Here is a 24,387-nt window from a genome sequence, read left to right on the forward strand (position 1 = left end):
AATAGAATTGTGCTGTACAAACGTCCAGTTTAAAAGGAATTTCCTGCGAGGAGCGACGCAAAAAAGAAAGGCCGGAGGATCCGGCCTGAAAGAGAAGGTGTTGAATTACAGCAGACGGCGCGCCGCTTCCACGACGATTTTGACCGCGTGGCTTTCGGTTTGCTTCATGGTTTCGGCGTTAGGGATCTCTTGCTGGGTACGGTTAACGATAACCCCAGCTACCATCCCGGCACGCAGGCCCTGGCTGGCGCACATGGTCAGCAGCGTGGCGGATTCCATTTCATAGTTCATCACGCCCATTGCCTGCCACTCTTCCATTGAGCCCTTGAAGCGGCTCACCACGCGGCCGGAGAAGGTGTCGTAACGCTCCTGGCCTGGGTAGAAGGTATCCGAAGAGGCGGTCACGCCGATATGGGTGGTGGCACCAATAGATTTCGCCGCTTCCACCAGAGCGGTGGTGCAGGCGAAGTCTGCGACGGCCGGGAATTCCATCGGCGCGAAGTGCAGGCTGGCGCCGTCCAGGCGAACGGAAGCGGTCGTAACCAGCACATCGCCAACGTTAATGTGCGGTTGAATCGCGCCGGTGGTGCCGATACGCAGGAAGGTACGCACGCCCAGCTGCGCCAGCTCTTCCACGGCGATAGAAGTCGACGGGCCGCCGATGCCGGTGGAGCAGACGATCACCGGTTTGCCGTCCAGCTCCGCGCGCCAGGAGGTAAATTCGCGGTGGGATGCCAGCTTAACCGGCTTATCCATCAGCGCGGCGATCTTTTCCACACGCTCCGGATCGCCAGGGACGATAGCCAGCGTAGCCCCTTGTAAATCGTTCTTGGTGAGGCCGAGATGAAAAACATCAGACTTGGACATAAAAAACTCCTCTGTGGGTCGAATTATCAGCAGAAGCAAAACGGTACTGTACAGAAGCCCCTGGCAACATTTTGTGATGATAGTCACCAAGACCAATAATGATTGCAGTTGTTTTTCAGTAAATGGTGATACACATCACATTAACAAGTTATATTCATCGTCACAGAACAAAAGATAGCCGCTTTCAGGCACTGTGCTTTATTACCGCCCGCACTAAAGGCAAAGGGTCTATAGTTACTGATGCGCTAATAAATAAGGGTACGGAGAATACCATGACCACCACCAAACAACCTGGATTCGCACCTGCAGCTTCACCACACGCCGCCACCGCCGTTCATACGCCGGAAGAGCATATTATCGCCGGAGAGACGTCTATTCCCTCCCAGGGTGAAAACATGCCGGCCTACCACGCCCGCCCGAAAAATGCCGACGGTCCGCTGCCGATCGTTATCGTGGTACAGGAAATTTTCGGCGTGCATGAACATATTCGCGATCTTTGTCGCCGCCTGGCGCAGGAAGGCTATCTGGCTATTGCGCCTGAATTGTACTTCCGTCAGGGCGATCCGAATGAGTACCACGATATCCCGACCCTGTTCAAAGAGCTGGTTACCAAGGTGCCGGACGCGCAGGTGCTGGCGGATCTCGACCATGTCGCCAGCTGGGCGGCGCGCCACGGCGGCGATGCCCATCGTCTGCTAATCACCGGCTTCTGCTGGGGCGGACGCATTACCTGGCTGTATGCCGCGCATAACCCGCAGTTGAAGGCAGGCGTGGCCTGGTACGGCAAGCTGGTGGGAGAAAAATCGCTGAATTCACCGAAGCATCCGGTAGATATCGCCGTTGATCTCAACGCCCCGGTACTTGGTCTGTACGGCGCTAGAGACGCCAGTATTCCACAGGACACCATCGAGACCATGCGTCAGGCGCTGCGGGCGGCGAATGCCACAGCGGAAATCGTGGTCTATCCCGAAGCCGATCATGCCTTTAACGCCGACTATCGCGCCAGCTACCATGAAGAGTCAGCCAAAGACGGCTGGCAGCGAATGCTCGCGTGGTTTGCCCAGTATGGCGGTAAAAAAGGATAATCACCCGATGCAAAAAAAGGAGGCAAATGCCTCCTTATTATTTTTCGCCTGACTATCAGGCGGATTCGCGCAGATTCTGTGCCGCTTGCACCATATTCGCCAGCGCGGCGCGGGTTTCCGGCCAGCCGCGAGTTTTCAGGCCACAGTCCGGGTTAACCCACAGCCGCTCCGCCGGGATACGCTGCGCGGCTTTTGCCAGCAACGCTTCGATCCACTCCACGCTCGGCACGTTCGGCGAGTGAATATCATATACCCCCGGCCCGATTTCATTGGGGTACTCAAACGCTTCGAACGACTCCAGCAGTTCCATATCGGAACGCGAGGTTTCAATGGTGATCACGTCGGCATCCAGCGCGGCAATGGAGTCCATGATGTCGTTGAACTCGCAATAGCACATGTGGGTGTGGATCTGAGTGTCGTCTTTGGCGACCGCAGCATTAAGGCGGAAGGCTTCCACACCCCACTGCAGATAGGCATCCCAGTCGCTGCGCTTCAGCGGTAACCCTTCGCGCAACGCCGGCTCATCAATCTGGATGATGCCGATCCCCGCCGCCTCCAGATCCGCCACTTCATCACGCAGCGCCAGCGCAATCTGTTTCGCGATGGTTTCACGGCTGACATCTTCCCGCGGGAAGGACCAGCACAGAATGGTCACCGGTCCAGTGAGCATCCCTTTCACCGGTTTGTCGGTCAGCGACTGCGCGTACTTCGCCCAGTCGACGGTGATCGCCTGCGGACGGCTGACGTCGCCGATCACCACAGGCGGTTTCACGCAGCGGGAACCATAGCTCTGTACCCAGCCGTTTTGCGTGAAGATGAAACCGTCCAGGTGTTCGCCGAAATACTCCACCATATCGTTACGCTCGGCTTCCCCGTGCACCAGTACGTCTAAACCTAACCGCTCCTGCTCCACAATCGCCTGCTTAATATGTTCCGCAATCCCGGTACGATAATGACTGGCATCCAGGTTGCCCTTTTTGAAGTCCAGGCGCAGGCCGCGGATCTCGGTCGTCTGCGGGAATGACCCGATAGTGGTGGTCGGCCATGCCGGCAGGTTAAAGCGTTGACGCTGTGCCTGAGCGCGAACTTCATAAGGGCTGGCGCGCTGGCTGTCCTGAGCGGTGATCGCCGCCAGCCGTTTTTCTACTTCCGCGTTGTGTACACGAGTCGAATGGCGACGGGCCTGGATGGGCGCGCTCCACTCGGTAATCGCCGCCGTATCGCCGCTGTTCAGCGCATCGCGCAGCAGCGCCAGCTCGCCGCATTTCTGCAACGCGAAGGCGAACCAGCTCTTCACTTCCGCATCAAGGCGCGTCTCCACGCTCAGATCGATCGGGCTATGCAGCAGAGAGCAGGATGACGCGACCCAGAGGTCGCGTTTACCGACGAGGTCTTTAATTTGCGCATACTTTTCGGTGAGATCGGCGCGCCAGACGTTGCGCCCATTGATCAGACCCGCGGACAGCAGCCAGTCGGCCGGCAGGCGGTTATGCAGTTCGGCGATATCATCTTTGCCGTGCACCAGATCGACGTGCAGCCCCTGGACCGGTAGCGCAGCAATGGTCGTGAGATTGTCGCTAATGCCTTCAAAATAGGTGGTCAGCAGCAGCTTCACCTGGCCCTGCAGGGCGTCATAAGCCGGTTTAAAGGCCTCCAGCCACGCTGGCGGCAGCTCCAGCACCAGCGCCGGTTCATCAATCTGCACCCACTCGATGCCACGCTTCGCCAGTTCGGCCAGCACCTGCTGGTAAACCGGCAGGATGTCATTCAGCAGGCTCAGACGGTCAAACGGTTCACCTTTCACTTTGCCCAGCCACAGGTACGTTACCGGCCCCAGCAGCACGGGCTTGATCTTGTGGCCCAGCGCCAGCGCTTCGTCTACTTCATCCAGCAGTTGGGTCCAGGTCAGTTTGAACTGCTGGCCCTTCACGAACTCCGGCACCATGTAGTGATAGTTGGTGTTAAACCATTTGGTCATTTCCGCAGCGGCGGCCGGTTCGCCAGTCGGCGCGCGGCCGCGGCCAATGCGGAACAGGGTGTCGATATCGATGGATCCGTCTTTGTTCTGATGACGAGCCGGCACGTTGCCCAGCAGCAGGCTGGTAGTCAGAACATGGTCGTACCAGGCGAAATCCCCCACCGGCAGCAGATCAACGCCCGCCTGTTTCTGCTGCTCCCAGTGCCGGGCGCGCAGCTCACGCCCCACAGCCAGAAGTTCTTCACGGGAGCTATTGCCCGCCCAGTAGCTCTCTTGCGCTTTCTTCAGCTCGCGACGCAGGCCAACGCGAGGAAAACCGAGGGTGTGGTTAATAATTGTCATGTGTTCTTCCTCTAATTAATTATTAATCCAAAGGATTTTGTATTTAGGGAAGGCGGCAAGTTTGCTCATCCCCAGGAGCTTACTGAAGTAAGTGACTGGGGTGAGCGAACGCAGCCAACGCACCATAAATTCAAAAGACGAAGGATTTTAGCCATCCAGATGTTTACACATCCATAATTGGCAGTTACTGTATATTCCTCAAGCGCAAATTGCTCATGGCGAAGTGAAGGACTTTCATGATCGAAATTAAACATCTGAAAACGCTGCAAGCGTTGCGGAACAGCGGTTCACTGGCGGGCGCGGCAGCGGCCCTGCACCAGACCCAGTCCGCCTTGTCTCACCAGTTCAGCGATCTGGAACAGCGCCTTGGCTTCCGTTTGTTTGTGCGTAAAAGCCAGCCACTACGTTTCACGCCGCAAGGGGAAATTCTTCTGCAGTTGGCCAATCAGGTGCTGCCGCAGATCGCTCGCGCCCTGCAGGACTGTAACGAACCGCAGCAGACCCGGCTGCGCCTGGCTATCGAATGTCACAGCTGCATTCAGTGGCTGACGCCGGCGCTGGAGAATTTCCGCGCCCGCTGGCCGCACGTGGAGGTCGACTTCCATTCCGGAGTGACCTTCGACCCGCAGCCTGCGCTGCAGCAGGGCGAACTGGATCTGGTGATGACCTCCGATATCCTGCCGCGCAGCGGTCTGCACTACTCGCCGATGTTTGATTATGAGGTGCGTCTGGTGCTGGCGCCCGAGCACCCGCTAGCCATGAAGACCCTGATTACGCCAGAGGACCTGGCCGCGGAAACGCTGCTGATTTATCCCGTGCAGCGCGGGCGCCTCGATATCTGGCGCCACTTCCTGCAGCCGGCCGGCATCAGTCCCCAGCTGAAAAGTGTCGATAACACGCTGTTATTGATCCAGATGGTGGCCGCAAGGATGGGCATCGCTGCGCTGCCGCACTGGGTGGTGGAAAGCTTTGAACGCCAGGGTCTGGTGGTCACCAAAACCCTGGGTGAGGGATTATGGAGCCGGCTGTACGCGGCCGTCCGCGATGGCGAACAGCGTCAACCGGTTACTGAAGCGTTTATTCGCTCTGCGCGGAACCACGCCTGCGATCATCTGCCGTTTGTCCGGAGTGCGGAGCGACCCAGCGGCGATGTACCCACAGCGAGGCCAGGATCACCAACGCTCCGCTAATAAAGCTCGGCCAGTGCGGCTGCTCCTGCCAGATGGCAAGGTTAACCAGTAGCCCGGCGGGGACATGGACGTTATTCATGATCCCCAACGTACCGGCATCCACCTGCGTGGCGCCATAGTTCCACATAAAGTAGCCCAGCCCTGAAGCCACCACGCCGAGCCACACCAGTACGCTCCACTGCAGCGTGGTGGTCGGCAGCTTCTGGGGGTTGCCCAGCATAAACCACGCCGCCACCGCCACGATAAAGGCCCCGACATAGAACCAGGCAAAGGCATTGTGCTGCGGCATCGGACGCACCTCCATCAGACGCTTATACCCCACCATACCGATGGCGAAGCAAAGATTTGACAGCTGTACCAGTAACAGCCCGGTCCAGAAATGATCGCTGACTTTGTCATAGCGGATAATCGCCGCCCCCAGCACCGCCAGCGCGGCGCTCAGCAGATAGCCCCAGCGCAGCTTACGTCCGCTGAGCAGGTCGTAGATCAGCGTGATATACAGCGGGGTAAATACGGTAAACAGCAGAAACTCCGAGACCGTCAGATAGAGATAGGCGCGGAAAGCCAGCAGATACATGATGCCAAGCTGCATCGCGCCCACCAGCATATAGAGCACGATCGTGCGCGGAGACTGGCCGCGCGTGCGCAGGAAAGGCAGAAACACCAGCGCCGCCAGACCCACGCGCATCAGCACCGAAAAATAGCTGTCGACGCTACCGGCCAGGTATTCGCCAATCAGGCTAAAAGAAAAGGCCCACAGGATAGTGGTGATAATTAACAGCGCCACAATGATCGTCTCGTTGGATAAAGAACAGGCATTGTAGCGAAGAGTTAAGTTGACGACTGAACACTAATTAGTCAGTCGTCAATCTTTTTCAATCGAGGTATAGCTTACGCAGGTAATGCGGGACCGCATCGTCGGCGTTGCTGCCGATCACTTCCAGTTCCGGATGCAGATCCTTCAGCCGCTGATGGGCATTGGCCATGATGCAACCCTTGCCGGCCATCGACAGCATCTCGGCGTCGTTCATGCCGTCGCCGAAGGCGATGCAATCGGAAAGACTGTAGCCAAGCATTTTCGCCACCGCCTCCAGCGCATGTCCCTTCGATACCCCACCCGCCATGACTTCCAGGCAGGTTAAGGTGGAGAAGCTGACGTTCACACGATCGCCCCAGCGGGCGTTCATCGCCTGTTCAAGCGGCAGAAGATGCTCGTGATCCTCGCAGGTAAAGAACACTTTGCTGATCCCCTGCGGATCCAGTTCGCCCGGCTCATACAGCTTGTAGTTAAACACCGCCTCCTTGAAGAAGCGCATCTCTTCCGGACGATGGCGGTTCATATACCACTCGTCTTCCCGATAGACGTTAGTGACGATTTTCGGGTCGTTACGCACGATCTCAAACAGGTCGGCGGCAATATCGCGGTCGAGGTTATGGGCGAAGATTTGCTGGCCATCGCTATCGTGAACGCGGGCGCCGTTAGAGGTGATCATGTACGACCGGATGCCGAGATTATCGCGGATCTGCCCGACGTCGATGTAGTGACGGCCAGTGGCGAAGACGAAATTGATCCCACGAGCGGTCAGCAGCTTCAGCGTCTCTTTGGCATACGGGGTCAGGAAATGATCGGGGGAAAGCAGCGTGCCGTCTAAATCAGACGCAACAACCTGGTACATAAAAAAGTTAACCTCTAAGCAGGGCGACGAGCGTTATCGTCGGATTAAGTATGTCGATTGAAAAACTCGACGATGGCATTTAGCGCGACTGAGCGCATATCGTCCTTTTCAAAAAGGATCTCATGGTATGCCCCTTTGATGACGAGCGGCTTACCGCCCTCACAGGGATGGCCAGCAGTGGCCCGTAATTCACAATAGCGGTCGTGCATCAGATTATCGACCACCCGCTCCTCCTCCGCCTGCAAAAGCAGCGTCGGAGCCGTATCTTTCTCGACATTCGCCAATACTTCCTCGCCGGCAAGCATGCCCTCACGCACCCAGTGCCAGGTAGGGCCGCCGACCTGCAGTCGCGGTTCATCGGCATAGAAGCGCAAGTTGCGACGATAGCGTTGTCGACTGTGCGTCAGCACGTTAACGGCAAAAGGCAGCGCCCGCCAGCGCCCGGTGCCGATGGCATACTCTTCACGAATGCGCTGATGGCCCTCAGCCCAGTCGAGAATATGGCGCACCATCCAGTCCGGAAGCCGAATGATAATTCCGAACATCGGCGCGCAGAGCGCAATCGCATCGCAATGCGCCTGGTAACGTTGCAGAAAAAGCGTGGCAATCGCCCCGCCCATAGAGTGAGCGAGGATAAACCGTTTTCGCCAGTGTCCGGGGACCACCTGCTGCTGCCAGAGCGCCGCCAGGTCATCGACATAGTCGCTGAAGTTAACGACGTGTCCGCGGTGGGTATCAGAGAGCAGGCGGCCCGAGCGTCCCTGGCCGCGATGGTCAATAATCATCACGTCAAAGCCGCTGTGAAAGAGATCGTAGGCGACTTCTGCATACTTCACGTAGCTTTCAATGCGCCCGGGGCAAATCAGCACCAGACGATCGTTATTTTGCGCGCAAAAGCGAACAAAGCGTACCGGTACATCATCGACGCCTTTAAATTCAGCCTCTTCGCGCTGTCGCCAGAAATCCGTCAGCGGCCCCATGCTAAAGGCCGCAAACGCGTTTTCTCGTGTTTCCCAGTCCTTTTTCTGCCCAAACATCGGGTTTACACCCCTGTTAACCGCTGAAAATCGTTTTTTTGCCGTGTATCACACAATGCTGACACAATAGCGTATTGTGGCATAAAAACAGACAATCAGGGAGTTTCTCATGACCATTGAGTGGTGGTTCGCCTACCTGCTGACATCAATCATTCTCAGCCTGTCGCCGGGTTCCGGCGCGATTAATACCATGACCACCTCCATTAACCACGGTTACCGCGGCGCGGCGGCGTCGATTGCCGGTTTGCAGACTGGTCTGGTTATTCATATCGTGCTGGTTGGCGTCGGTCTCGGCACCCTGTTCTCCCGCTCGGTGCTGGCCTTTGAAGTGCTGAAATGGGCCGGTGCAGCCTACCTGATCTGGCTGGGGATCCAGCAATGGCGGGCGGCTGGGGCCATCGACCTGAATACGCTGGCGAAGGCGCAGACGCGCGGCAAACTGTTCCAGCGCGCGGTGTTCGTGAATCTCACCAATCCCAAAAGCATTGTTTTTCTGGCCGCTCTGTTTCCACAGTTTATCCTGCCGCACCAGCCGCAGCTGATGCAGTATCTCGTTCTGGGTGTCACCACCATCGTCGTCGATATCATTGTGATGATTGGCTATGCGACCCTGGCGCAGCGCATTTCAGCGTGGATTAAAGGGCCAAAGCAGATGAAGGCACTGAACAAAGTCTTTGGTTCGCTGTTTATGCTGGTCGGGGCGCTGCTCGCCTCCGCCCGTCACGCCTGAATATAAGCTGGCGCAGCGCGTGCCGCAGCATGGAGGATTACTGATGACGCAGCCATTATGGAAATGACCGGTCTGGCTGAGGATGAGCTGCAGCGGCTTCGCCACTGACACTTTCCCCACCCGGAAACAGCCGGGTGGGAAACAGCATGCCGGTTAACGCGAGATAATCAGGTGGATGCCGAAGCCCGCAAACAGCGTACCGGCGATACCATCGATCCACTTCGCCATCCGCTGATAGCCGCGGCGCATCCCTGGCAGGGCGAACAGGCTGGCAACCACCATAAACCAGGCCAGCGTCTCAACGATAATCAGCAGGAAAATACCCCAGCGCGCACCAGCACCGACGCTGTCACCCACGAACAGCGAGAACACCGAGCCGAAATAGATAATCGCTTTCGGATTCGCCAGATTGGTCAGCAATCCCTTCACGAAGCTGCGCCCACTGCGGGCCAGCTCCACCTGCGGCTCCGCCGAGGCCACCGCCTCTTTTTTCAGCGCGCCGCGCAGCATCTGGTAGCCCATCCAGCACAGATACAGGCCGCCACCGACCATAATGATGTTATGCAGCCACGCCATCTGCGCGAGGATCAGGTTCAGGCCGAGCAGGGCAACACCCGCCCAGACCATCACGCCGCAGGTGATCCCCAGCACACCCATCATCGCCTCTCTGCGTGAGCGGCTGATGGCCGTTTGTGAGACAAAGAAAAAGTCCGGCCCCGGGCTCATCAGCGCAATGATATGCACCAGCGCCACGGTGAGGAAAAGCATCAGCATAGTTAACTCGCAGGAAAATAGTGAAGAGGGAAACTATTCTGGCACCTTTTCCCGCGGCTGACTACTCATCATCACCATCGACATGAGCACGTATCAATGCCATGAATTCTTTACCGAAACGCTCAAGTTTGCGCGTCCCCACGCCGTTGACGCTGAGCATCTCCCCGGCGGTGAGTGGCGACTGTTCCGCCATCTCGATCAGCGTCGCGTCGTTGAAGACCACGTATGGCGGGATATTCTCTTCGTCGGCGATCGCTTTACGCAATTTGCGCAGCTTGGCAAACAGCTTGCGGTCGTAATTGCCGCCAAAGGATTTCTGCATCGCCTTCGGCTTCAGCGCCACGATACGCGGCACGGCGAGCTGCAGCGGCACCTCGCCGCGCAGAACCGGTCGTGCGGCTTCGGTCAGCTGCAGTGCGGAGTGCTGAGCAATATTCTGCGTCACCAGCCCAAGATGAATCAGTTGGCGGATCACGCTCACCCAGTGTTCGTGGCTCTGCTCCCGGCCGATGCCGTAAACCGGCAGCTTATCGTGGCCCATGTCACGGATGCGCTGGTTGTTGGCCCCGCGCAGGACCTCCACCACGTAACCCATCCCGAAACGTTGATTCACCCGGTAAATCGTTGAAAGCGCCTTGCGTGCATCCATTAAGCCATCGTACTGCTTTGGCGGATCAAGACAGATATCGCAGTTGCCGCACGGCTCCTGGCGCCCTTCGCCAAAGTAGTTCAGTAGCACCAGACGACGACAGGTTTGCGCTTCGGCAAACGCCCCCATCGCATTCAGCTTATGCCGCTCGATATCCTGCAGCGGCCCGGCGGGCTTTTCTTCCAGACAGCGGCGCAGCCACGCCATATCCGCCGGATCATAAAACAGCATCGCTTCCGCCGGCAGGCCATCACGCCCGGCGCGGCCGGTTTCCTGATAGTAGGATTCAATATTGCGCGGGATATCGAAGTGCACCACAAAACGGACGTTCGGCTTGTTGATGCCCATCCCGAAGGCCACCGTCGCCACCACGATCTGCAGATCGTCACGCTGGAATTTCTCCTGCACGTCGGCGCGGACGGCGTTTTCCAGACCAGCATGGTAAGCCGCTGCGCTGATGCCGCGGCTCTGCAAACGCGCTGCGGTATCTTCCACTTTCGAGCGGCTGTTGCAGTAGATGATGCCCGATTTGCCGCGCTGATCCTGAACGTAGCGCATCAGTTGATCGAGCGGTTTGAATTTCTCCATCAGCATATAGCGGATGTTCGGCCGGTCGAAGCTGCTGACCTGAATCAGCGGATCGTTAAGCCCGAGCAGACGGACGATATCACGGCGGGTAGTGTCATCGGCGGTGGCGGTCAATGCCATAAACGGGATCTGCGGCATCCGCTGGCGCAGCTGGCCCAGCGCGGCATATTCCGGGCGGAAATCATGGCCCCACTGGGAGATACAGTGCGCTTCGTCTACCGCCAGCATCGCTAGGTTCCAGTTCGTCAGATGCTCAAGAAAGTTATCCAGCATCAACCTTTCCGGCGCGATATACAGCAGACGAATCTGCCCGCTGCGACAGCCGGCCATCACTTCCTGCTGCTGCTCGCGGCTTTGCGTCGAGTTCAGACAAGCCGCCGCCACGCCGTTGGCCAGCAGTTGATCGACCTGGTCCTTCATCAGCGAGATCAGCGGCGAGACCACCACCGTCAAACCGCCCATGACCAGCGCCGGCACTTGATAGCACAGCGACTTACCGCCACCGGTCGGCATGACCACCAGGCAGTCACGGCCCTCGAGCACCGTCTCGATAATCGTTTCCTGGCCAGGACGGAACTGCTGGTAGCCGAAGGTCTCTTGTAAAACCTGCTTCGCCAGCGATTCCTGATTTAATACTTCCGCCTGTGCCACGTTGACCCCATTTGCCTGAAAAGAAAACAGGCGCTATTTTCAGCGCCTGTGAGCCAGAGTGCAACGATTAAAACAGATCGTTGAGCATTAGCCCGACGCCGACGCGCGTTTGATTAAAGTTGTAGTCGATAAGCGATTCGCCGTAACCGCTGTAGATCTGCGTATAGGCGCGAACATGTTTGGTAATGGGATAGCTCACGCCGAGCTCCGCCCCGCCATAGCCGGTGTTCCAGTTATATTGCCCCTGCGCGCTGAGGATCGCCTCTCCCAGTTGGTAACCCACCTTCAGCCGGTAATAGCCCATATATTTGGTGATATCCGGGTTATCATCGGTGTTGCCCACCACGTACCAGGGCTTCACTTCCACCAGCCAGTTGCCGTTTTGCGCCATCAGGCGGGCATAAAGCCGGTTCCAGCTGCGCGAGGTAGGGTCGGAACGACCATTCGAGTCGTGGTTATACCCCATCTCGATGTCGCGCAGCGTCCAGCCAGCAAACTGATAGTCAGTCGCAAAGCCCAAAAACAGCTGTGGTTCGTAATTAGTCTCGCGAAACGGCGCCGACTCTTTGCTGTTGGAAAGCTGCCACCAGGATTTCTGGGTATACGATGCGCCGAGCAGCGAATTATCGCCCAGGATGCCACGCCACAGCGGGAACGCCAGACTCAGCTGAAATTTCACTTCATCTTTACGGGCGTTTTCGGCCCAGTCATAGCTGCGGATCGCCTCTTTATTGAGGTCACTGGTCCATGTGTAGAGCAGATAGTTGCTCTCATAAGGATAGAGCAGGAAAGGATTATCATGGTCCTGGAGCAGGTTGGCGATAATGCTGCCGCGCACGGCAGGTTTGTCGTGAACCGACGCATCCTGCGCCATAACACCGGCCGGTAGCGCGCACAGCGCCACCAGGCTGGCCAAAGAGATACGCATGCTGGTCTCCTGATAAATAGTTTTTATTTTTGTTTAACCCAAAGCCATTCTACCTGTTTATTAATCACCTGCCCCTTAATCCGCTCCGAAAGTGGAAATCAATATTTTAGAAGCATAAAATCAACATTTTGTTAACGAATGGAACCGGTGTTATGTCTGAACTTACTGCCGAAGCAGCGCTGAAACTGGTGGGGGAGATTTTCGTCTATCACATGCCGTTTAACCGCGCCCTCGGCCTCGAACTGGATCGCTATGAAAAAGCGTTTGCCCAGCTCAGCTTTAATAATCAGCCGATGATGGTCGGCAACTGGGCGCAGAGTATTTTGCATGGCGGAGTGATCGCCTCCGCGCTGGACGTCGCCGCTGGTCTGGTCTGCGTCGGTAGCACCCTCACCCGCCATGACACCATCAACGAAGAAGAGCTGCGTCAGCGCCTCTCCCGCATGGGAACCATCGACCTGCGCGTGGACTACCTGCGTCCGGGCCGCGGCGAACGGTTTACCGCCACCAGCAGCCTGCTGCGCGCCGGCAATAAAGTGGCGGTAGCCCGCGTGGAACTGCATAACGAAGCTCAGGTCTATATTGCCAGCGCTACGGCCACCTATATGGTGGGTTGATTGGCCAAAATCGAGTAACATCACTCTCTTTGGCAATGGATTTTACCGATGGATGCGAAACAGACGCGGTTAGGGATCATTCTGGCCCTCGCCGCCTACTTTATATGGGGTATCGCGCCAGCGTACTTCAAACTTATCTACTATGTTCCCGCCGATGAAATTCTGACCCATCGCGTGATCTGGTCCTTCTTCTTCATGGTGGCGCTCATCAGCGTCAGCCGCCAGTGGCCGCAGGTGAAAAAGCTGCTGAAGACGCCGCGCAAGATCTTCCTGCTGGCGCTCTCTGCGGTGCTGGTCGGCGGCAACTGGCTGCTCTTCATCTGGGCGGTGAATAACCACCATATGCTGGAAGCCAGCCTCGGCTACTTTATTAACCCGCTGGTGAACATTCTGTTAGGCATGATTTTCCTCGGCGAACGCTTCCGTCGCCTGCAGTGGTTGGCGGTGATCCTCGCCTTTTGCGGCGTGCTGGTGCAGCTGTGGACCTTTGGTTCGCTGCCGGTAATCGGCCTTGGACTGGCCTTCAGCTTTGCCTTTTACGGCCTGGTGCGGAAGAAAATTGCTGTCGACGCGCAGACCGGTATGTTGGTGGAAACACTGTGGCTTCTGCCGGTGGCGGCAATCTGGCTGTTCGGCATCACCGATAGCCCGACCAGCCATATGGGGGAAAACCCCTGGTCGCTCAATCTGCTGCTGATGGCCGCGGGCGTGGTAACCACCATTCCCCTGCTGTGCTTCACCGGCGCGGCAACCCGCCTGCGCCTGTCGACGCTGGGTTTCTTCCAGTACATCGGTCCGACACTGATGTTCCTGCTGGCGGTGACGTTCTACGGCGAAGTGCCGGGCAAGGATAAAATGGTGACCTTTGGCTTTATCTGGGTCGCGCTGGCGGTGTTTATCGTCGATGCGCTGTATACCCAGCGCCGGCTGCGCAGAGGCTAAGCCTCCCTCAGCCAGTAAAAAAGGGAGCCGACGCTCCCTTTTTTTACAGCCAGTTTTTACGCTTGAAGTAGAGATACGGCGCCAGGCCGGCCAGCATCATAAAGACGATCGCCCCCGGGTAGCCGAAGCTCCAGTGCAGCTCCGGCATAAATTCAAAGTTCATCCCGTAGCTGGACGCCACCAGGGTCGGCGGCAGGAACACCACCGACACCACCGAGAAGATCTTGATGATGCGGTTCTGCTCGATATTGATGAAACCCATCGCCGCCTGCATCAGGAAGTTCACCTTCTGGAACAGCGATTCGTTGTGCGGCAGCAGGGATTCGATATCGCGCAGGATCTCCCGCGCCTGCTCCAGCTGGCCTGCCGGCAGGCGCGCCTTACGCACGAGGAAGTTCAGCGCGCGCTGGGTATCCATCAGACAGAGGCGCACCTTCCAGCCGATATCTTCCAGTTCCGCCAGCGTCGACAGCGCTTCGTCGTACTCGTCGCCCTGATGGCCTTCCATAATCACGCGGCTCAGCTTTTCCAGGTCGCTGTAGATGTTTTCAATTTCATCCGCCAGCTGCTCGATTTTGGTTTCGAACAGGTCGAGTAGCAGTTCATAGGCGTTACCGTCGACCAGCGTCTGGTTACGCACGCGCATACGGTACAAGCGGAAAGCGGGCAGTTCGCGCTCGCGCAGCGTGAACAGGCGGCCTTCGCGGATGGTAAACGCCACGGTAGAGTTGCCAGCGTGATCTTCGGCATCTTCAAAAAAGAAGAAGGAGTGGATGTGTAACCCATCTTCATCTTCAAAGAAACGCGCGGAGGCTTCGATATCTTCCAGTTCCGGGCGCGTCGCCAGGTTCTGACCCAGTTCCGTCTGCACGCGGCTTCGCTCATCGTCGTCAGGCTCGACCAGATCGACCCACACCGAGCTGGCGAGGTGCTTGATCTCATCGGCTTCCAGGCGCGTTAAACGATTGTTTTCCAGTTGAAATGCGCTCAGCATGACCGGGACTCCCAATGCAAAAAAATTATCGGACAGTTCGGTGGGCACACAGAAACAAATTGGGTTTCAGACCATTAAGCCTGACTCAGCGCGACGGGAATGGGGCAGGTCGCTGACAACCGCTAAGGCTATCAGCATAAGAGGATAGCCTTAGGAGTTGTTCCTGAATGACAGGAAGTTGAGCCAGCATCTACTGGGTGTGTCCAAGGCGAATGTCCTCTTAGCGTAATCGTGCGCGCATGTTACGCCAGCGCAAAATCGGCGTCAACACGCAACGGAACGCGAAAGCGCAAATCAGGCGCCTTAACGTATAAAGGTAGCAGATTATTACAAAATAATGATATTTTTCTTAATGTTACACTTCCTCAAGCCGTGCGTAAGCCGCCACCAGCCATTTGATTCCCTGGCCCTGAAAAGCCACCTGCAGCCGGCTGTGCTCGCCGCTGCCTTCGAGGTTGACAATAGTGCCTTCGCCAAACTTCGGATGACGCACCCGCTGACCTAACTTGTAGCCGGTATCGCTCTCGGCAATCGGCGCGCCCAGCCGCTGATGGTTTACCGGGCGGCTCACCGTAGCCCGCAGACGCACTTCTTCTACGCACTCCTGCGGCAACTCCCCGATAAAGCGCGACGGGCGGTGATAAACCTCTTTGCCGTACAGACGGCGGGTTTCGGCGTAGGTCAGCGTCAGCTTCTGCATGGCGCGCGTTACGCCAACGTAGGCCAGACGACGCTCTTCTTCCAGACGGCCACCTTCATCAAGCGCCATCTGGCTCGGGAACATCCCTTCTTCGACGCCGACGATAAACACCTGCGGGAACTCCAGCCCTTTCGCCGAGTGCAGGGTCATCAGTTGAACCGCGTCCTGCCAGGTATCCGCCTGCCCTTCGCCCGCTTCCAGCGCGGCGTGGGAGAGGAACGCCTGCAGCGGCATCAGGTCTTCATCTTCTTCGTTGTAGCTGAACTGGCGCGTCGCCGTCACCAGTTCCTCTAAGTTTTCAATACGGGTCTGACCCTTCTCGCCTTTCTCCTGCTCATACATCGCGCGCAGCCCGGAGTCTTTAATCACCCGATCGGTCTGGACATGTAGCGGCATATCGGCGGTCTCCTGCGCCAGGGCGTCAATCAACTCCATAAAGCGTTGCAGAGCGCTGGCGGCACGGCCAGCCAGCACTTTATCTTTCAGCAGCTCGCGGCAGGCCTGCCATAGCGTCAGCTGACGATCGCGCGACGTCTGGCGCACCACGTCCAGCGTACGATCGCCGATGCCGCGAGTCGGCGTATTGACCACCCGCTCAAACGCTGCATCGTCGTTACGGTTGGCAATCAGGCGCAGATAAGAGAGTGCATCTTTGATTTCCTGACGTTCGAAGAAGCGCATACCGCCGTAGATACGATACGGCATGCTGGCCTGCAGCAGCGCTTCTTCCAGCACGCGCGACTGGGCGTTACTGCGATAGAGAATGGCGCATTGCTCCAGCGCACCGCCGTTCTCCTGCCAGGTTTTAATTCGGTTCACCACGAAGCGCGCTTCATCGAGATCGTTGAAGGCGCAGTACAGCGAAATCGGCTCGCCGTCGGCGCCGTCGGTCCACAGTTTCTTGCCCAGGCGCCCGTTGTTGTTTTCAATCAGGGCGTTGGCAGCGCTAAGAATATTGCTGGTTGAACGATAGTTCTGCTCCAGGCGAATAGTTTCCGCGCCGGGGAAGTCGTTGAGGAAGCGCTGAATGTTCTCAACCTGCGCACCGCGCCAGCCGTAAATCGACTGGTCATCATCGCCGACGATCATCACCTTGCCGGTATCGCCCGCCAGCAGGCGGATCCAGGCGTACTGGATGTTGTTGGTGTCCTGGAATTCATCGACGAGGATATTGGTGAAACGCTCACGGTAGTGCTGCAGGATATGCGGCTTGTTCAGCCATAGCTCGTGCGCACGCAGCAGCAGCTCAGCGAAATCCACCAGCCCGGCGCGGTCGCAGGCTTCCTGGTAGGCCTGATAGACCTTCTGCCAGGTCTGCTCCACCGGGTTGCCGTAGCTCTGAATGTGATGCGGGCGCAGCCCTTCATCTTTCTGGCTGTTGATGTACCACATCGCCTGACGCGGCGGCCATTGCTTCTCGTCCAGGTTCATCGCCTTAATCAGACGCTTCAGCAGACGCAGCTGGTCTTCGCTATCGAGGATTTGAAAATCCTGCGGCAGGTTGGCGTCCAGATGGTGCGCACGCAGCAGGCGGTGCGCCAGGCCGTGGAAGGTGCCCACCCACATGCCGCCCTGGGTAGTGCCCATCAGTTGGCCGATACGGTGGCGCATTTCCGCCGCCGCTTTGTTGGTAAAGGTCACCGCCATAATTGAGTACGGCGAGCAGTTCTCCACGCTCAGCAGCCAGGCAATACGGTGCACCAGAACGCGCGTCTTGCCACTGCCCGCCCCTGCCAGAACCAGCATATTGGTGCGCGAAGCGGCTACGGCTTCACGCTGTTTGTCATTAAGGCTGTCGAGCAGGTAAGAAACGTCCATTGGCACCGCCGGAAGAGAAGGGGTTCCACGAACCCCTGTTAATATATACAGAGTGACTGGTGATTATATCAGCGAGGTCAGAGATGCCAACCGTGAAATTTCAATATGCGGCAGCAGGCGGCTGTCCGCGGTGTGCATCAGGTCCGCGCCTTGCGGTTTGATCCAGCAGGCCTGCATCCCGCAGCGCAGCGAACCAGCAACGTCGGTCGTCAGATCATCGCCGACGTGCAGAATGTGCCCGAGCGGTAAATCCAGACGCTCCGCCGCCAGGTGGTACATATCGGCAAATGGCTTGGAACGACCATCCGGACCGGCACGCAACACGAAGCGGAAATAGTCGCTCAGGCCGAACAGCTCCGGGCGGGCGTTACCATTGGTGATGGCCACCAGCGGCCACTTCTGTGCCAGCTTCGCCAGCGTATCGTGGGTCTCCTGCGGAACATCGACCCGACTGCGCCAGTGCGCGAAGTTTTCCATCGCCGCCTCAGCGCCCGCTTTCGCCGCTTCGGCGGAGAGTCCGGCGTTACGCATCCCTAACTCCAGCGCGCGGTGGCGCCAGAGAGTGACGTCGTGGTAGATCTCAGGCTCGGAAGCCAGCAGCGTCTGGCGCAGCTGGTTAAGCTCATGGGCGTCAAACTGGCTGAGCGACGGATGGTAATTGCGCACAAAGGCCAGCGATTCGTGCATCGTCCGGTCAATCACCGGGCGGTTATCATAAAGGGTGTCGTCCAGGTCAAACGTCAGCGCGGAGATCGGGCCCAGAGGTCGGTAAAAACGCATTATTTCCCCCGTTTAGCGCGCGGATGCGCGGCATCGTACACCGAGGCAAGGTGTTGAAAGTCAAGATGGGTATAGATTTGAGTGGTGGAGAGGTTAGCATGGCCCAGCAGCTCCTGCACGCCGCGCAGATCGCCGCTGGACTCCAGCATATGGGTGGCAAAGGAGTGGCGCAGCTTGTGCGGGTGCACATGGCTGTTCAGCCCCTGTTTAATCCCCCACTCGGCAAACCGCTTCTGCACGTTGCGAGCCGAAATGCGCTTACCCAGCTTCGACAAAAACAGCGCGTCGTCGTCAGTGCCGAACAGGCCGCGCAAATCCAGCCAGTGCTCAATCCACGTCACCGCGTTGCGACCGATCGGCAAACGACGTTCTTTGCTGCCTTTGCCCATCACCCAAACCTCTCCACTTTCAAGGTCGAGGTGCTTAATATCAAGGTTGACCAACTCCGACAGACGCAGACCTGCGCCGTACATCACTTCCAGCATCGCCCGGTCGCGCACCGCGAGTGGGTCGTTGAGGTCGATATCCAGCAGCCGATTGACGTCATCGACGTCAATATTTTTCGGCAAGTGGCGGGGAATTTTCGGCGCCGCAATCCCCTTCGCCGGGTTCGCGGCCAGCTCGCCCTGACTGACCATCCAGTCAAAGAAACTGCGCAGGGCGGAAAGCCGCAGCGCCAGGCTCGCCGGGCCTAAACCCGCACGGCGGCTGCGAACCGCAAAGCTACGCACCTGAGCGGCATCGCACTGCTGCCAGCTTTTCAGCCCAGCCTCATCCGCCAGGGCGATCAACGCGTCCAGCTGACGCTGGTAGTTAGTCAGCGTAATCGGGCTAAGCTGACGCTCAACGCCGAGATAGCGCAGGAAGCGGTCGACCCAGGCGAACAGCGGAGAGTCGGTCATGCGCGTTCAATCCAGCGCTCCAGCAGGCCAGGGAGCATCTGCGCAATTTCCTGCAGCAACTGCGTCCCCTGCCCTGACTGATAATGCTGCGCATCGCGGCTGCTAAAGAGCATCACGCCCGGAGCGTTATCACCGCCCAGCATCGACATCGCCACGGATCCAATGGCCTTCGCTTCCGGTAGCACCACCAGCAGCTCCGGACCGTTCAGCGGCCCAAGATAGTGGCGCGCCTGGCCCAGACGTTGAATACGGATCGGCTCAAACGCCTGCCGGTTTAACGCCAGATGGGTAAACTTCGATGGCGCGCCGAGGCGCCAGCTGTCAGGGAACAGGCGCACCGTAGCGCCAGCCAGCCCCAGTTCGCGAGCCCAGCGATGAAGGCGGTTGAGCATATCGTCGAGGCTCTCCGCAGCCGCCAGCCGCGTTTGTAGCTGCAGCAGGCGCTGGAACAGGCTTTCATTGGTGACCGCCTGCTCCATCAGCAGCGACATATTCTCTTCCAGCACATGAATATGGTTACGCGCCCGCATCATGTGCCACTCCACCAGCGAAATCGAACCGCGGACCGGATGCGGGACGCGGATATGTTCGACCTGGGCGGCATTACGAATAAAAAATTCAGGATGTTGCAACAGATAGTCCACCACCGCACGATCGTTCAACGCGCTGGCAACCTCCTGCTGTTCTTCCCCGATTGGTTTCATAAATGAATAAATCCATCATAGACATGGGCCGCCGGGCCGGTCATAAACAGCGGCTGGCCCGGGCCTTTCCAGGCGATATCAAGACGACCGCCGGGTAATTCCACACGTACTGTTTCAGCCAGCAGCCCCTGCTGGATCCCCACCGCCACCGCGGCGCAGGCGCCGCTGCCGCAGGCCTGGGTTTCCCCCGCCCCGCGCTCGTAGACGCGCAGACGGATATGGGACCGGCCGACCACCTGCATAAAGCCGATATTGGCGCGCTCCGGAAAACGCTCGTGGCTTTCCATCACCGGGCCCAGCGTTTCCACGGCCGCCGTATCCACGTCATCCACCTGGATAACGCAGTGTGGGTTCCCCATGGAAACCACACCGCACAATACTGTCTGCTCGGCGGCACGCATGATATAGGTCTTTTCCGCTTTGTTGGCGCGGAACGGCACCTGGGACGGCTCAAAGTTGGGCTCGCCCATATTCACCCGCACCAGATCGTCTTCCGTTACGCTTAATACCATACGCCCATTGGCCGTACTCACGCGGATATCACGTTTATTGGTCAGGCCTTTCAGCCGGACAAAGCGGGCAAAACAGCGCGCGCCGTTGCCGCACTGCGACACTTCGCTGCCGTCGGCGTTAAAGATCCGGTAATGGAAATCCAGATCGGGATCGTAGGGCGGCTCGACGACCAACAGTTGATCGAACCCGACGCCAAGGTGGCGATCCGCCAGGCGGCGAATCAGCTCCGGCGAGAAAAAAACATTCTGCGTTACCGCGTCAACGACCATAAAATCGTTGCCAAGGCCATGCATTTTAGAGAACTGCATCATCTACTCCAGTTGCGCGGAACAGAACGTTATCGTTAGTAATTGACCTGGCTCGGACCACCGGTATCGCCACGATCGTTACGATCCGGCGTTGCGCTCTGAATGCCTGGGTTAACCGGTTTGGTCGGCGGCGGCGCGGTTTTGTCCGCCGGCGGGAAATAGAGAGGCCCTTTCAGACCGCAGCCGGTCAGGCTGAAGATCGCAAACAAAACGGCAAGCGTAGGAAAAACGTTTTTCATTGATAGTTGCCCGTGATTCATTCTTTCTGCTTTCTATCATCGCAGGAGAAGACGTAAAAGCAAGCGTTTAGCATCCGACTGCGCGCGCTTTTGTTTCGCGCTATACTGCCGCCATCTTCAAAAAAGCAGGCTATACCCGTTATAATTCAAGCTGCATGTACGTTGGCTTTCCTCGCTCGCCCCAGTCACTTACTGGAGTAAGCTCCTGGGACTCCCTGCGTCGCCGCCTTCCTGCAACTCGAATTATTTAGGGTATATAACTATGAACGACAGTGAATTCCATCGCCTGGCGGATAGCCTGTGGATGACCATCGAAGAACGTCTGGACGACTGGGACGGCGACAGCGACATCGATTGCGAAATCAACGGCGGCGTGCTGACCATCAGCTTTGAAAACGGCAGCAAAATCATTATTAACCGTCAGGAGCCGCTGCACCAGGTGTGGCTGGCCACCAAACAGGGCGGCTATCACTTCGATCTCAAAGGCGACGAGTGGATCTGCGATCGTAGCGGCGAGACCTTCTGGGATTTGCTGGAGCAGGCGGCGAGCAATCAGGCCGGTGAGACGGTGAGCTTCCGTTAATGACGTGTTTCCCGGATGGCGGCGCATCGCGCCTTATCCGGGCTACCTGACGACATAGAACCGTAGCCCTGCTAAGCGCAGCGCCAGCAGGGCATATCTCCGGATAGCGGCTCACGCCTTATCCGGGCCAAATCTACGAGTAGCGCTGCTGCAGTACCGGCGAGGCGGTAACGTCCTGGCTGGTGGGTATCGCAGCGGCAATCGCCTGGGTGCGGAATGGGATCACCTGGGTGCGCCCGTCTACCTCGACAATCTGATAGAACTGCGGCAGGTTGAAGTTGATGAAGCTGGAGCCGTAGGTGAAACGATCGTGCGATGACGAATAGAAGCGGCTGACGTCGCGCACCAGCTCCTCTTTGCTGCCCTCGCAGTGGTGATACACCTCCGCGCGGTTGCTCTCATCAAGAATATAGATGTTAAAGCCGCTGTCGTTGTTATCCGCGTCTTCAAAGAAGAACTGAATAATCCCTTCGCTGGCGAAGCCGTCCACTACCGCCGGCAGCTTAACGTGATTGGTTTCCACCTGTACCGACAGGCCATGAAGCTTGTTGTGCGAGATAGCGCCGTAGAACTCAATGGCGTTTTCCAGCTTCTGCACCGAAACGTTAAGACGCTCGAAGAACAGCCCCCAGGTCTGGCCGGAGACGCGCAGCGCTTTGAAGCGCCCGGTATCCTGGCGGGTACTGGAGAGACGCAGTTCGATGCATTCGGAGATCATCTGCTGCACGCGGGTACGGATCAGGCCGCGCAGGTGCTGGCTATAGCAGAACACCTCCACGCTGTCCGGCGGCGCGGCGTCCTGATGCATTTTGCCGAGAATCGTCTTCAGCGCTTCGATCATCGCCTGCTCGCCGTTAAAGTGCAGCGTACGCACTTCGTTCCACGAGTTGCGATACAGCAGGTCGACGCTGCCGATCAGGCATTTTTGCTCTTCGCCAAAGCTGAAAACATCCAGCTTACGGAAATCGAAGTGCACCACCTGGTTGCGGAAGGCCGCGGTCGGGTCATATTCGAGGTTGACGATAATCGCCAGATGGCGGATTTCGCACGGGCTGTACAGCGCTTTTGGCGTCGGCGCCGGCAGGCGCAGTGGGAAATGGTGCGACACGTCGGCCACCATCTCCTGCAGCTTCGCCAGATCGACGATGCCGTTGCCCTTAATAAACAGGCGGGTGCGTGAGGTCAGCAGGCCGTTAAACCAGGCCCAGGCCACCAGCTTATTAAGATAACGGTTATATTCCAGCGGCTGATGGCTGATGATCGATTCCATATCCGGCGCGCGGTTATACAGATACCAACCGGTACGGTTGGCGCGGCCCGGCGGCACGTGGATAAAGGTCAGGTTCGGTTCCGACAGATCCGGCGAAATTTGCGGGTTCACCAGCGTCACTTTCCCCGGCAGCGCTTCAAAAGCCGCATACAGCTTACGCGTCAGCACGCCAATATCCTGAGGGCTGGCGGAGACGCTGAGATTATTGCGCCGCGCGAAGCGGATCAGATTACGATAGCTCTGCATCATGGCGTCGAGCAGTTCGTTGTGCGCCTTGCGCACTTCATCGATTTTCCAGTTGGCGCGATTGTCGAGCATCATTAGACGCTTTTCGTCCCAGCCCCAGGCATTCACCAGCTGGCTGACGACTTCGCGACGCCAGCCGACACAGGCGCGTTCGCGGCTGAGTTTTTCACAGACTTTCAGATAGAAGCAGCGGCGCACCAGGTCGAGGCGGGTTTCATCTTCGATGGCCTGCAGATAGGTAGTCACGCGCTCCAGCATCATGCAGTACGGGTCGAGGCCGAAGGAGACAATCTCGCCGTCGTGTAGACGCTGTTTGATATCTTTCGCCAACAGGCGGTTATTGGGATATTCCCAGGAGTAGGCTTCCAGCAGCAGCGTTTTCAGCACTGCTTTATAGGGGGAGTCGATACTCTTATACAGCTGCCACAGGCTGGCGCCGAAGTACTCTTCCGCCGACAGTGAACTGAGGCCGCCGAGATCGAGCCATTCGTTAGGCGTCAGCACGCCCTGGGCATACAGCCCCATGACGTAATCATCGTAATGCTCTTCTTCATCGCACGGCACCATATTCCACAGAATACGCTTGCCGGCGAGACGCACCGCGGTGCGATAGAACTCATCGAGCAACAGGATATGCTGAGTCGAACCGCAGTCTTCGCCGCCGAGGCTACCACTTTCATTATGACGGAAGCGGTTTTCGTCGATCAGGAAGAAGCTGACTTCCACGCCGAGCGATGCCGCCCAGCTCTCAAGCAGGCTGCATTTTCGCTGCAGCAGCTGGCGCTCTTCGCTATCCAGCCAGGCCTGGTGACATACCCAGATATCAAGATCGGAAGAACAGCTCTGACCAACGGAGGAAGTACTGCCCATCGAGTAGACGCCGGTGATCGGCAACTCGCCTTTCGGCGGCTCCTGGGTCTGCATGCCGCGATGCAGTTCCAGTTCTTCAAGATAGTGGCGTTGGGTTTCATCAGGCGTGTAGAGGCAAATGCCACGGGGAACGTTACCGTCAAGGTAACCCGGCATCAGCGGGTGATGATAATGTAGTAACGTTGGCAGTAGACTGTAAACCTGCTGGAAAGCGGGTCCCATGGCAGCAAGCGCGCGATCCACGCGCAATTGGTTGATGGCATCCAGTCTCTGTTTCAGTGTCTCAATATAGAGGTACAAGACATATCGCCTGATGTTCAAAAACCCGAAGTACAATAGTACGGAGGATTTCAGTATTTCAACAAAAACCGTCACCATTTGTCGTCGGTGTGGTTGTGATGAGCAG

At 57.6% G+C, this 24,387-nt stretch carries 23 protein-coding genes and 1 pseudogene; 7 read left to right on the forward strand and 17 right to left on the reverse strand.

The genetic code is table 11. The features are described from left to right. Window positions 1-105: 105 nt before the first annotated feature. Window positions 106-867, reverse strand: coding sequence for a uridine phosphorylase (gene udp / locus CWM57_RS25705; RefSeq protein WP_002883419.1), 762 nt, complete (start codon window positions 865-867; stop codon window positions 106-108). A gap of 272 nt (window positions 868-1,139) precedes the next feature. Between udp and CWM57_RS25710 the strand changes: the two genes are divergently transcribed. Continuing rightward, window positions 1,140-1,952: a dienelactone hydrolase family protein gene (locus tag CWM57_RS25710; RefSeq protein WP_074387404.1), complete on the forward strand. Its 813-nt coding sequence runs from the start codon at window positions 1,140-1,142 to the stop codon at window positions 1,950-1,952. Between the two features lie 55 nt (window positions 1,953-2,007). Here the strand turns inward: CWM57_RS25710 and metE are convergent, their stop codons facing one another. Next, window positions 2,008-4,272 carry a 5-methyltetrahydropteroyltriglutamate--homocysteine S-methyltransferase gene (gene metE, locus CWM57_RS25715; RefSeq protein ID WP_100676575.1) on the reverse strand — a complete coding sequence of 755 codons (2,265 nt, stop codon included), beginning with the start codon at window positions 4,270-4,272 and terminating at the stop codon, window positions 2,008-2,010. A gap of 236 nt (window positions 4,273-4,508) precedes the next feature. Here metE and metR point away from each other — a divergent pair, with 236 nt between their 5' ends. Continuing rightward, complete coding sequence (gene metR / locus CWM57_RS25720) at window positions 4,509-5,462, forward strand: HTH-type transcriptional regulator MetR (protein WP_071839141.1); 954 nt, start codon at window positions 4,509-4,511, stop codon at window positions 5,460-5,462. On the opposite strand, the gene CWM57_RS25725 is transcribed toward metR, so the two are convergent. The 3 genes from CWM57_RS25725 to pldB all read right to left on the reverse strand — a co-directional run bounded on the left by CWM57_RS25725 (window position 5,350) and on the right by pldB (window position 8,175). Further along, a complete protein-coding gene (locus CWM57_RS25725; RefSeq protein WP_012969187.1) occupies window positions 5,350-6,249 on the reverse strand; it encodes a carboxylate/amino acid/amine transporter in 900 nt (299 codons plus the stop codon). The two genes, metR and CWM57_RS25725, sit on opposite strands and share 113 nt — an antisense overlap. 88 nt (window positions 6,250-6,337) lie before the next feature. Further along, window positions 6,338-7,138, reverse strand: coding sequence for a sugar/pyridoxal phosphate phosphatase YigL (gene yigL, locus CWM57_RS25730; RefSeq protein WP_017899394.1), 801 nt, complete (start codon window positions 7,136-7,138; stop codon window positions 6,338-6,340). 44 nt (window positions 7,139-7,182) lie between these two features. Then, window positions 7,183-8,175: a lysophospholipase L2 gene (gene pldB, locus CWM57_RS25735; RefSeq protein WP_061156182.1), complete on the reverse strand. Its 993-nt coding sequence runs from the start codon at window positions 8,173-8,175 to the stop codon at window positions 7,183-7,185. Between the two features lie 109 nt (window positions 8,176-8,284). Here pldB and rhtB point away from each other — a divergent pair, with 109 nt between their 5' ends. Then, window positions 8,285-8,905: a homoserine/homoserine lactone efflux protein gene (gene rhtB, locus CWM57_RS25740; RefSeq protein WP_074387406.1), complete on the forward strand. Its 621-nt coding sequence runs from the start codon at window positions 8,285-8,287 to the stop codon at window positions 8,903-8,905. 33 nt (window positions 8,906-8,938) lie between these two features. Continuing rightward, a pseudogene (locus tag CWM57_RS28480) lies at window positions 8,939-9,013 on the forward strand (hypothetical protein); the annotation flags it as partial. Window positions 9,014-9,058: 45 nt separating this feature from the next. Here the strand turns inward: CWM57_RS28480 and rhtC are convergent. The 3 genes from rhtC to pldA form a co-directional block, all read right to left on the reverse strand. Further along, entirely contained in the window at window positions 9,059-9,679 is a 621-nt protein-coding gene (gene rhtC / locus CWM57_RS25745) for a threonine export protein RhtC (RefSeq protein WP_061156184.1), read from the reverse strand. Between the two features lie 61 nt (window positions 9,680-9,740). Continuing rightward, on the reverse strand, window positions 9,741-11,567 hold the full coding sequence (recQ, locus tag CWM57_RS25750) for an ATP-dependent DNA helicase RecQ (protein ID WP_061156185.1): 1,827 nt from the start codon (window positions 11,565-11,567) through the stop codon (window positions 9,741-9,743). Window positions 11,568-11,634: 67 nt separating this feature from the next. Further along, complete coding sequence (gene pldA / locus CWM57_RS25755) at window positions 11,635-12,495, reverse strand: phospholipase A (RefSeq protein ID WP_061156186.1); 861 nt, start codon at window positions 12,493-12,495, stop codon at window positions 11,635-11,637. Between the two features lie 152 nt (window positions 12,496-12,647). Here pldA and yigI point away from each other — a divergent pair, with 152 nt between their 5' ends. Further along, complete coding sequence (yigI, locus tag CWM57_RS25760; protein ID WP_061156187.1) at window positions 12,648-13,112, forward strand: acyl-CoA thioesterase YigI; 465 nt, start codon at window positions 12,648-12,650, stop codon at window positions 13,110-13,112. A 48-nt stretch (window positions 13,113-13,160) separates the two neighbouring features. Continuing rightward, a complete protein-coding gene (rarD, locus tag CWM57_RS25765; protein ID WP_061156188.1) occupies window positions 13,161-14,054 on the forward strand; it encodes an EamA family transporter RarD in 894 nt (297 codons plus the stop codon). A gap of 43 nt (window positions 14,055-14,097) precedes the next feature. On the opposite strand, the gene corA is transcribed toward rarD, so the two are convergent. The 8 genes from corA to lptM all read right to left on the reverse strand — a co-directional run bounded on the left by corA (window position 14,098) and on the right by lptM (window position 21,012). Next, window positions 14,098-15,048 carry a magnesium/cobalt transporter CorA gene (corA, locus tag CWM57_RS25770; RefSeq protein ID WP_012543234.1) on the reverse strand — a complete coding sequence of 317 codons (951 nt, stop codon included), beginning with the start codon at window positions 15,046-15,048 and terminating at the stop codon, window positions 14,098-14,100. 150 nt (window positions 15,049-15,198) lie between these two features. Beyond that, on the reverse strand, window positions 15,199-15,255 hold the full coding sequence (gene ysgD, locus CWM57_RS28485; RefSeq protein ID WP_349815745.1) for a YsgD/CorL family protein: 57 nt from the start codon (window positions 15,253-15,255) through the stop codon (window positions 15,199-15,201). 148 nt (window positions 15,256-15,403) lie between these two features. Further along, entirely contained in the window at window positions 15,404-17,566 is a 2,163-nt protein-coding gene (uvrD, locus tag CWM57_RS25775; protein ID WP_074387408.1) for a DNA helicase II, read from the reverse strand. 63 nt (window positions 17,567-17,629) lie between these two features. Beyond that, a complete protein-coding gene (yigB, locus tag CWM57_RS25780) occupies window positions 17,630-18,346 on the reverse strand; it encodes a 5-amino-6-(5-phospho-D-ribitylamino)uracil phosphatase YigB (RefSeq protein WP_074387409.1) in 717 nt (238 codons plus the stop codon). Beyond that, window positions 18,346-19,248: a tyrosine recombinase XerC gene (gene xerC, locus CWM57_RS25785; protein ID WP_074387410.1), complete on the reverse strand. Its 903-nt coding sequence runs from the start codon at window positions 19,246-19,248 to the stop codon at window positions 18,346-18,348. The genes yigB and xerC overlap by 1 nt, the downstream gene beginning before the upstream one ends. Continuing rightward, the gene (locus tag CWM57_RS25790; protein WP_061156191.1) at window positions 19,245-19,952 is read right to left on the reverse strand and encodes a DUF484 domain-containing protein; all 708 of its coding nucleotides are present in this window, start codon (window positions 19,950-19,952) and stop codon (window positions 19,245-19,247) included. Before CWM57_RS25790 ends, xerC begins: the two co-directional genes overlap by 4 nt. Beyond that, the gene (dapF, locus tag CWM57_RS25795; protein ID WP_002883394.1) at window positions 19,949-20,773 is read right to left on the reverse strand and encodes a diaminopimelate epimerase; all 825 of its coding nucleotides are present in this window, start codon (window positions 20,771-20,773) and stop codon (window positions 19,949-19,951) included. Before dapF ends, CWM57_RS25790 begins: the two co-directional genes overlap by 4 nt. Window positions 20,774-20,808: 35 nt before the next feature. Further along, the gene (gene lptM, locus CWM57_RS25800) at window positions 20,809-21,012 is read right to left on the reverse strand and encodes an LPS translocon maturation chaperone LptM (RefSeq protein ID WP_002883392.1); all 204 of its coding nucleotides are present in this window, start codon (window positions 21,010-21,012) and stop codon (window positions 20,809-20,811) included. Window positions 21,013-21,274: 262 nt separating this feature from the next. On the opposite strand from lptM, the gene cyaY reads away from it, so the two are divergent. Further along, on the forward strand, window positions 21,275-21,595 hold the full coding sequence (cyaY, locus tag CWM57_RS25805) for an iron donor protein CyaY (protein ID WP_061156192.1): 321 nt from the start codon (window positions 21,275-21,277) through the stop codon (window positions 21,593-21,595). A 133-nt stretch (window positions 21,596-21,728) separates the two neighbouring features. On the opposite strand, the gene cyaA is transcribed toward cyaY, so the two are convergent. Then, window positions 21,729-24,281, reverse strand: a complete 2,553-nt coding sequence (gene cyaA, locus CWM57_RS25810; RefSeq protein WP_002883383.1) for a class I adenylate cyclase — start codon at window positions 24,279-24,281, stop codon at window positions 21,729-21,731. Window positions 24,282-24,387 lie beyond the last annotated feature (106 nt).

This window comes from Klebsiella sp. G-Nf4 (assembly GCF_002810615.1).
Lineage (GTDB): Bacteria > Pseudomonadota > Gammaproteobacteria > Enterobacterales > Enterobacteriaceae > Klebsiella > Klebsiella variicola.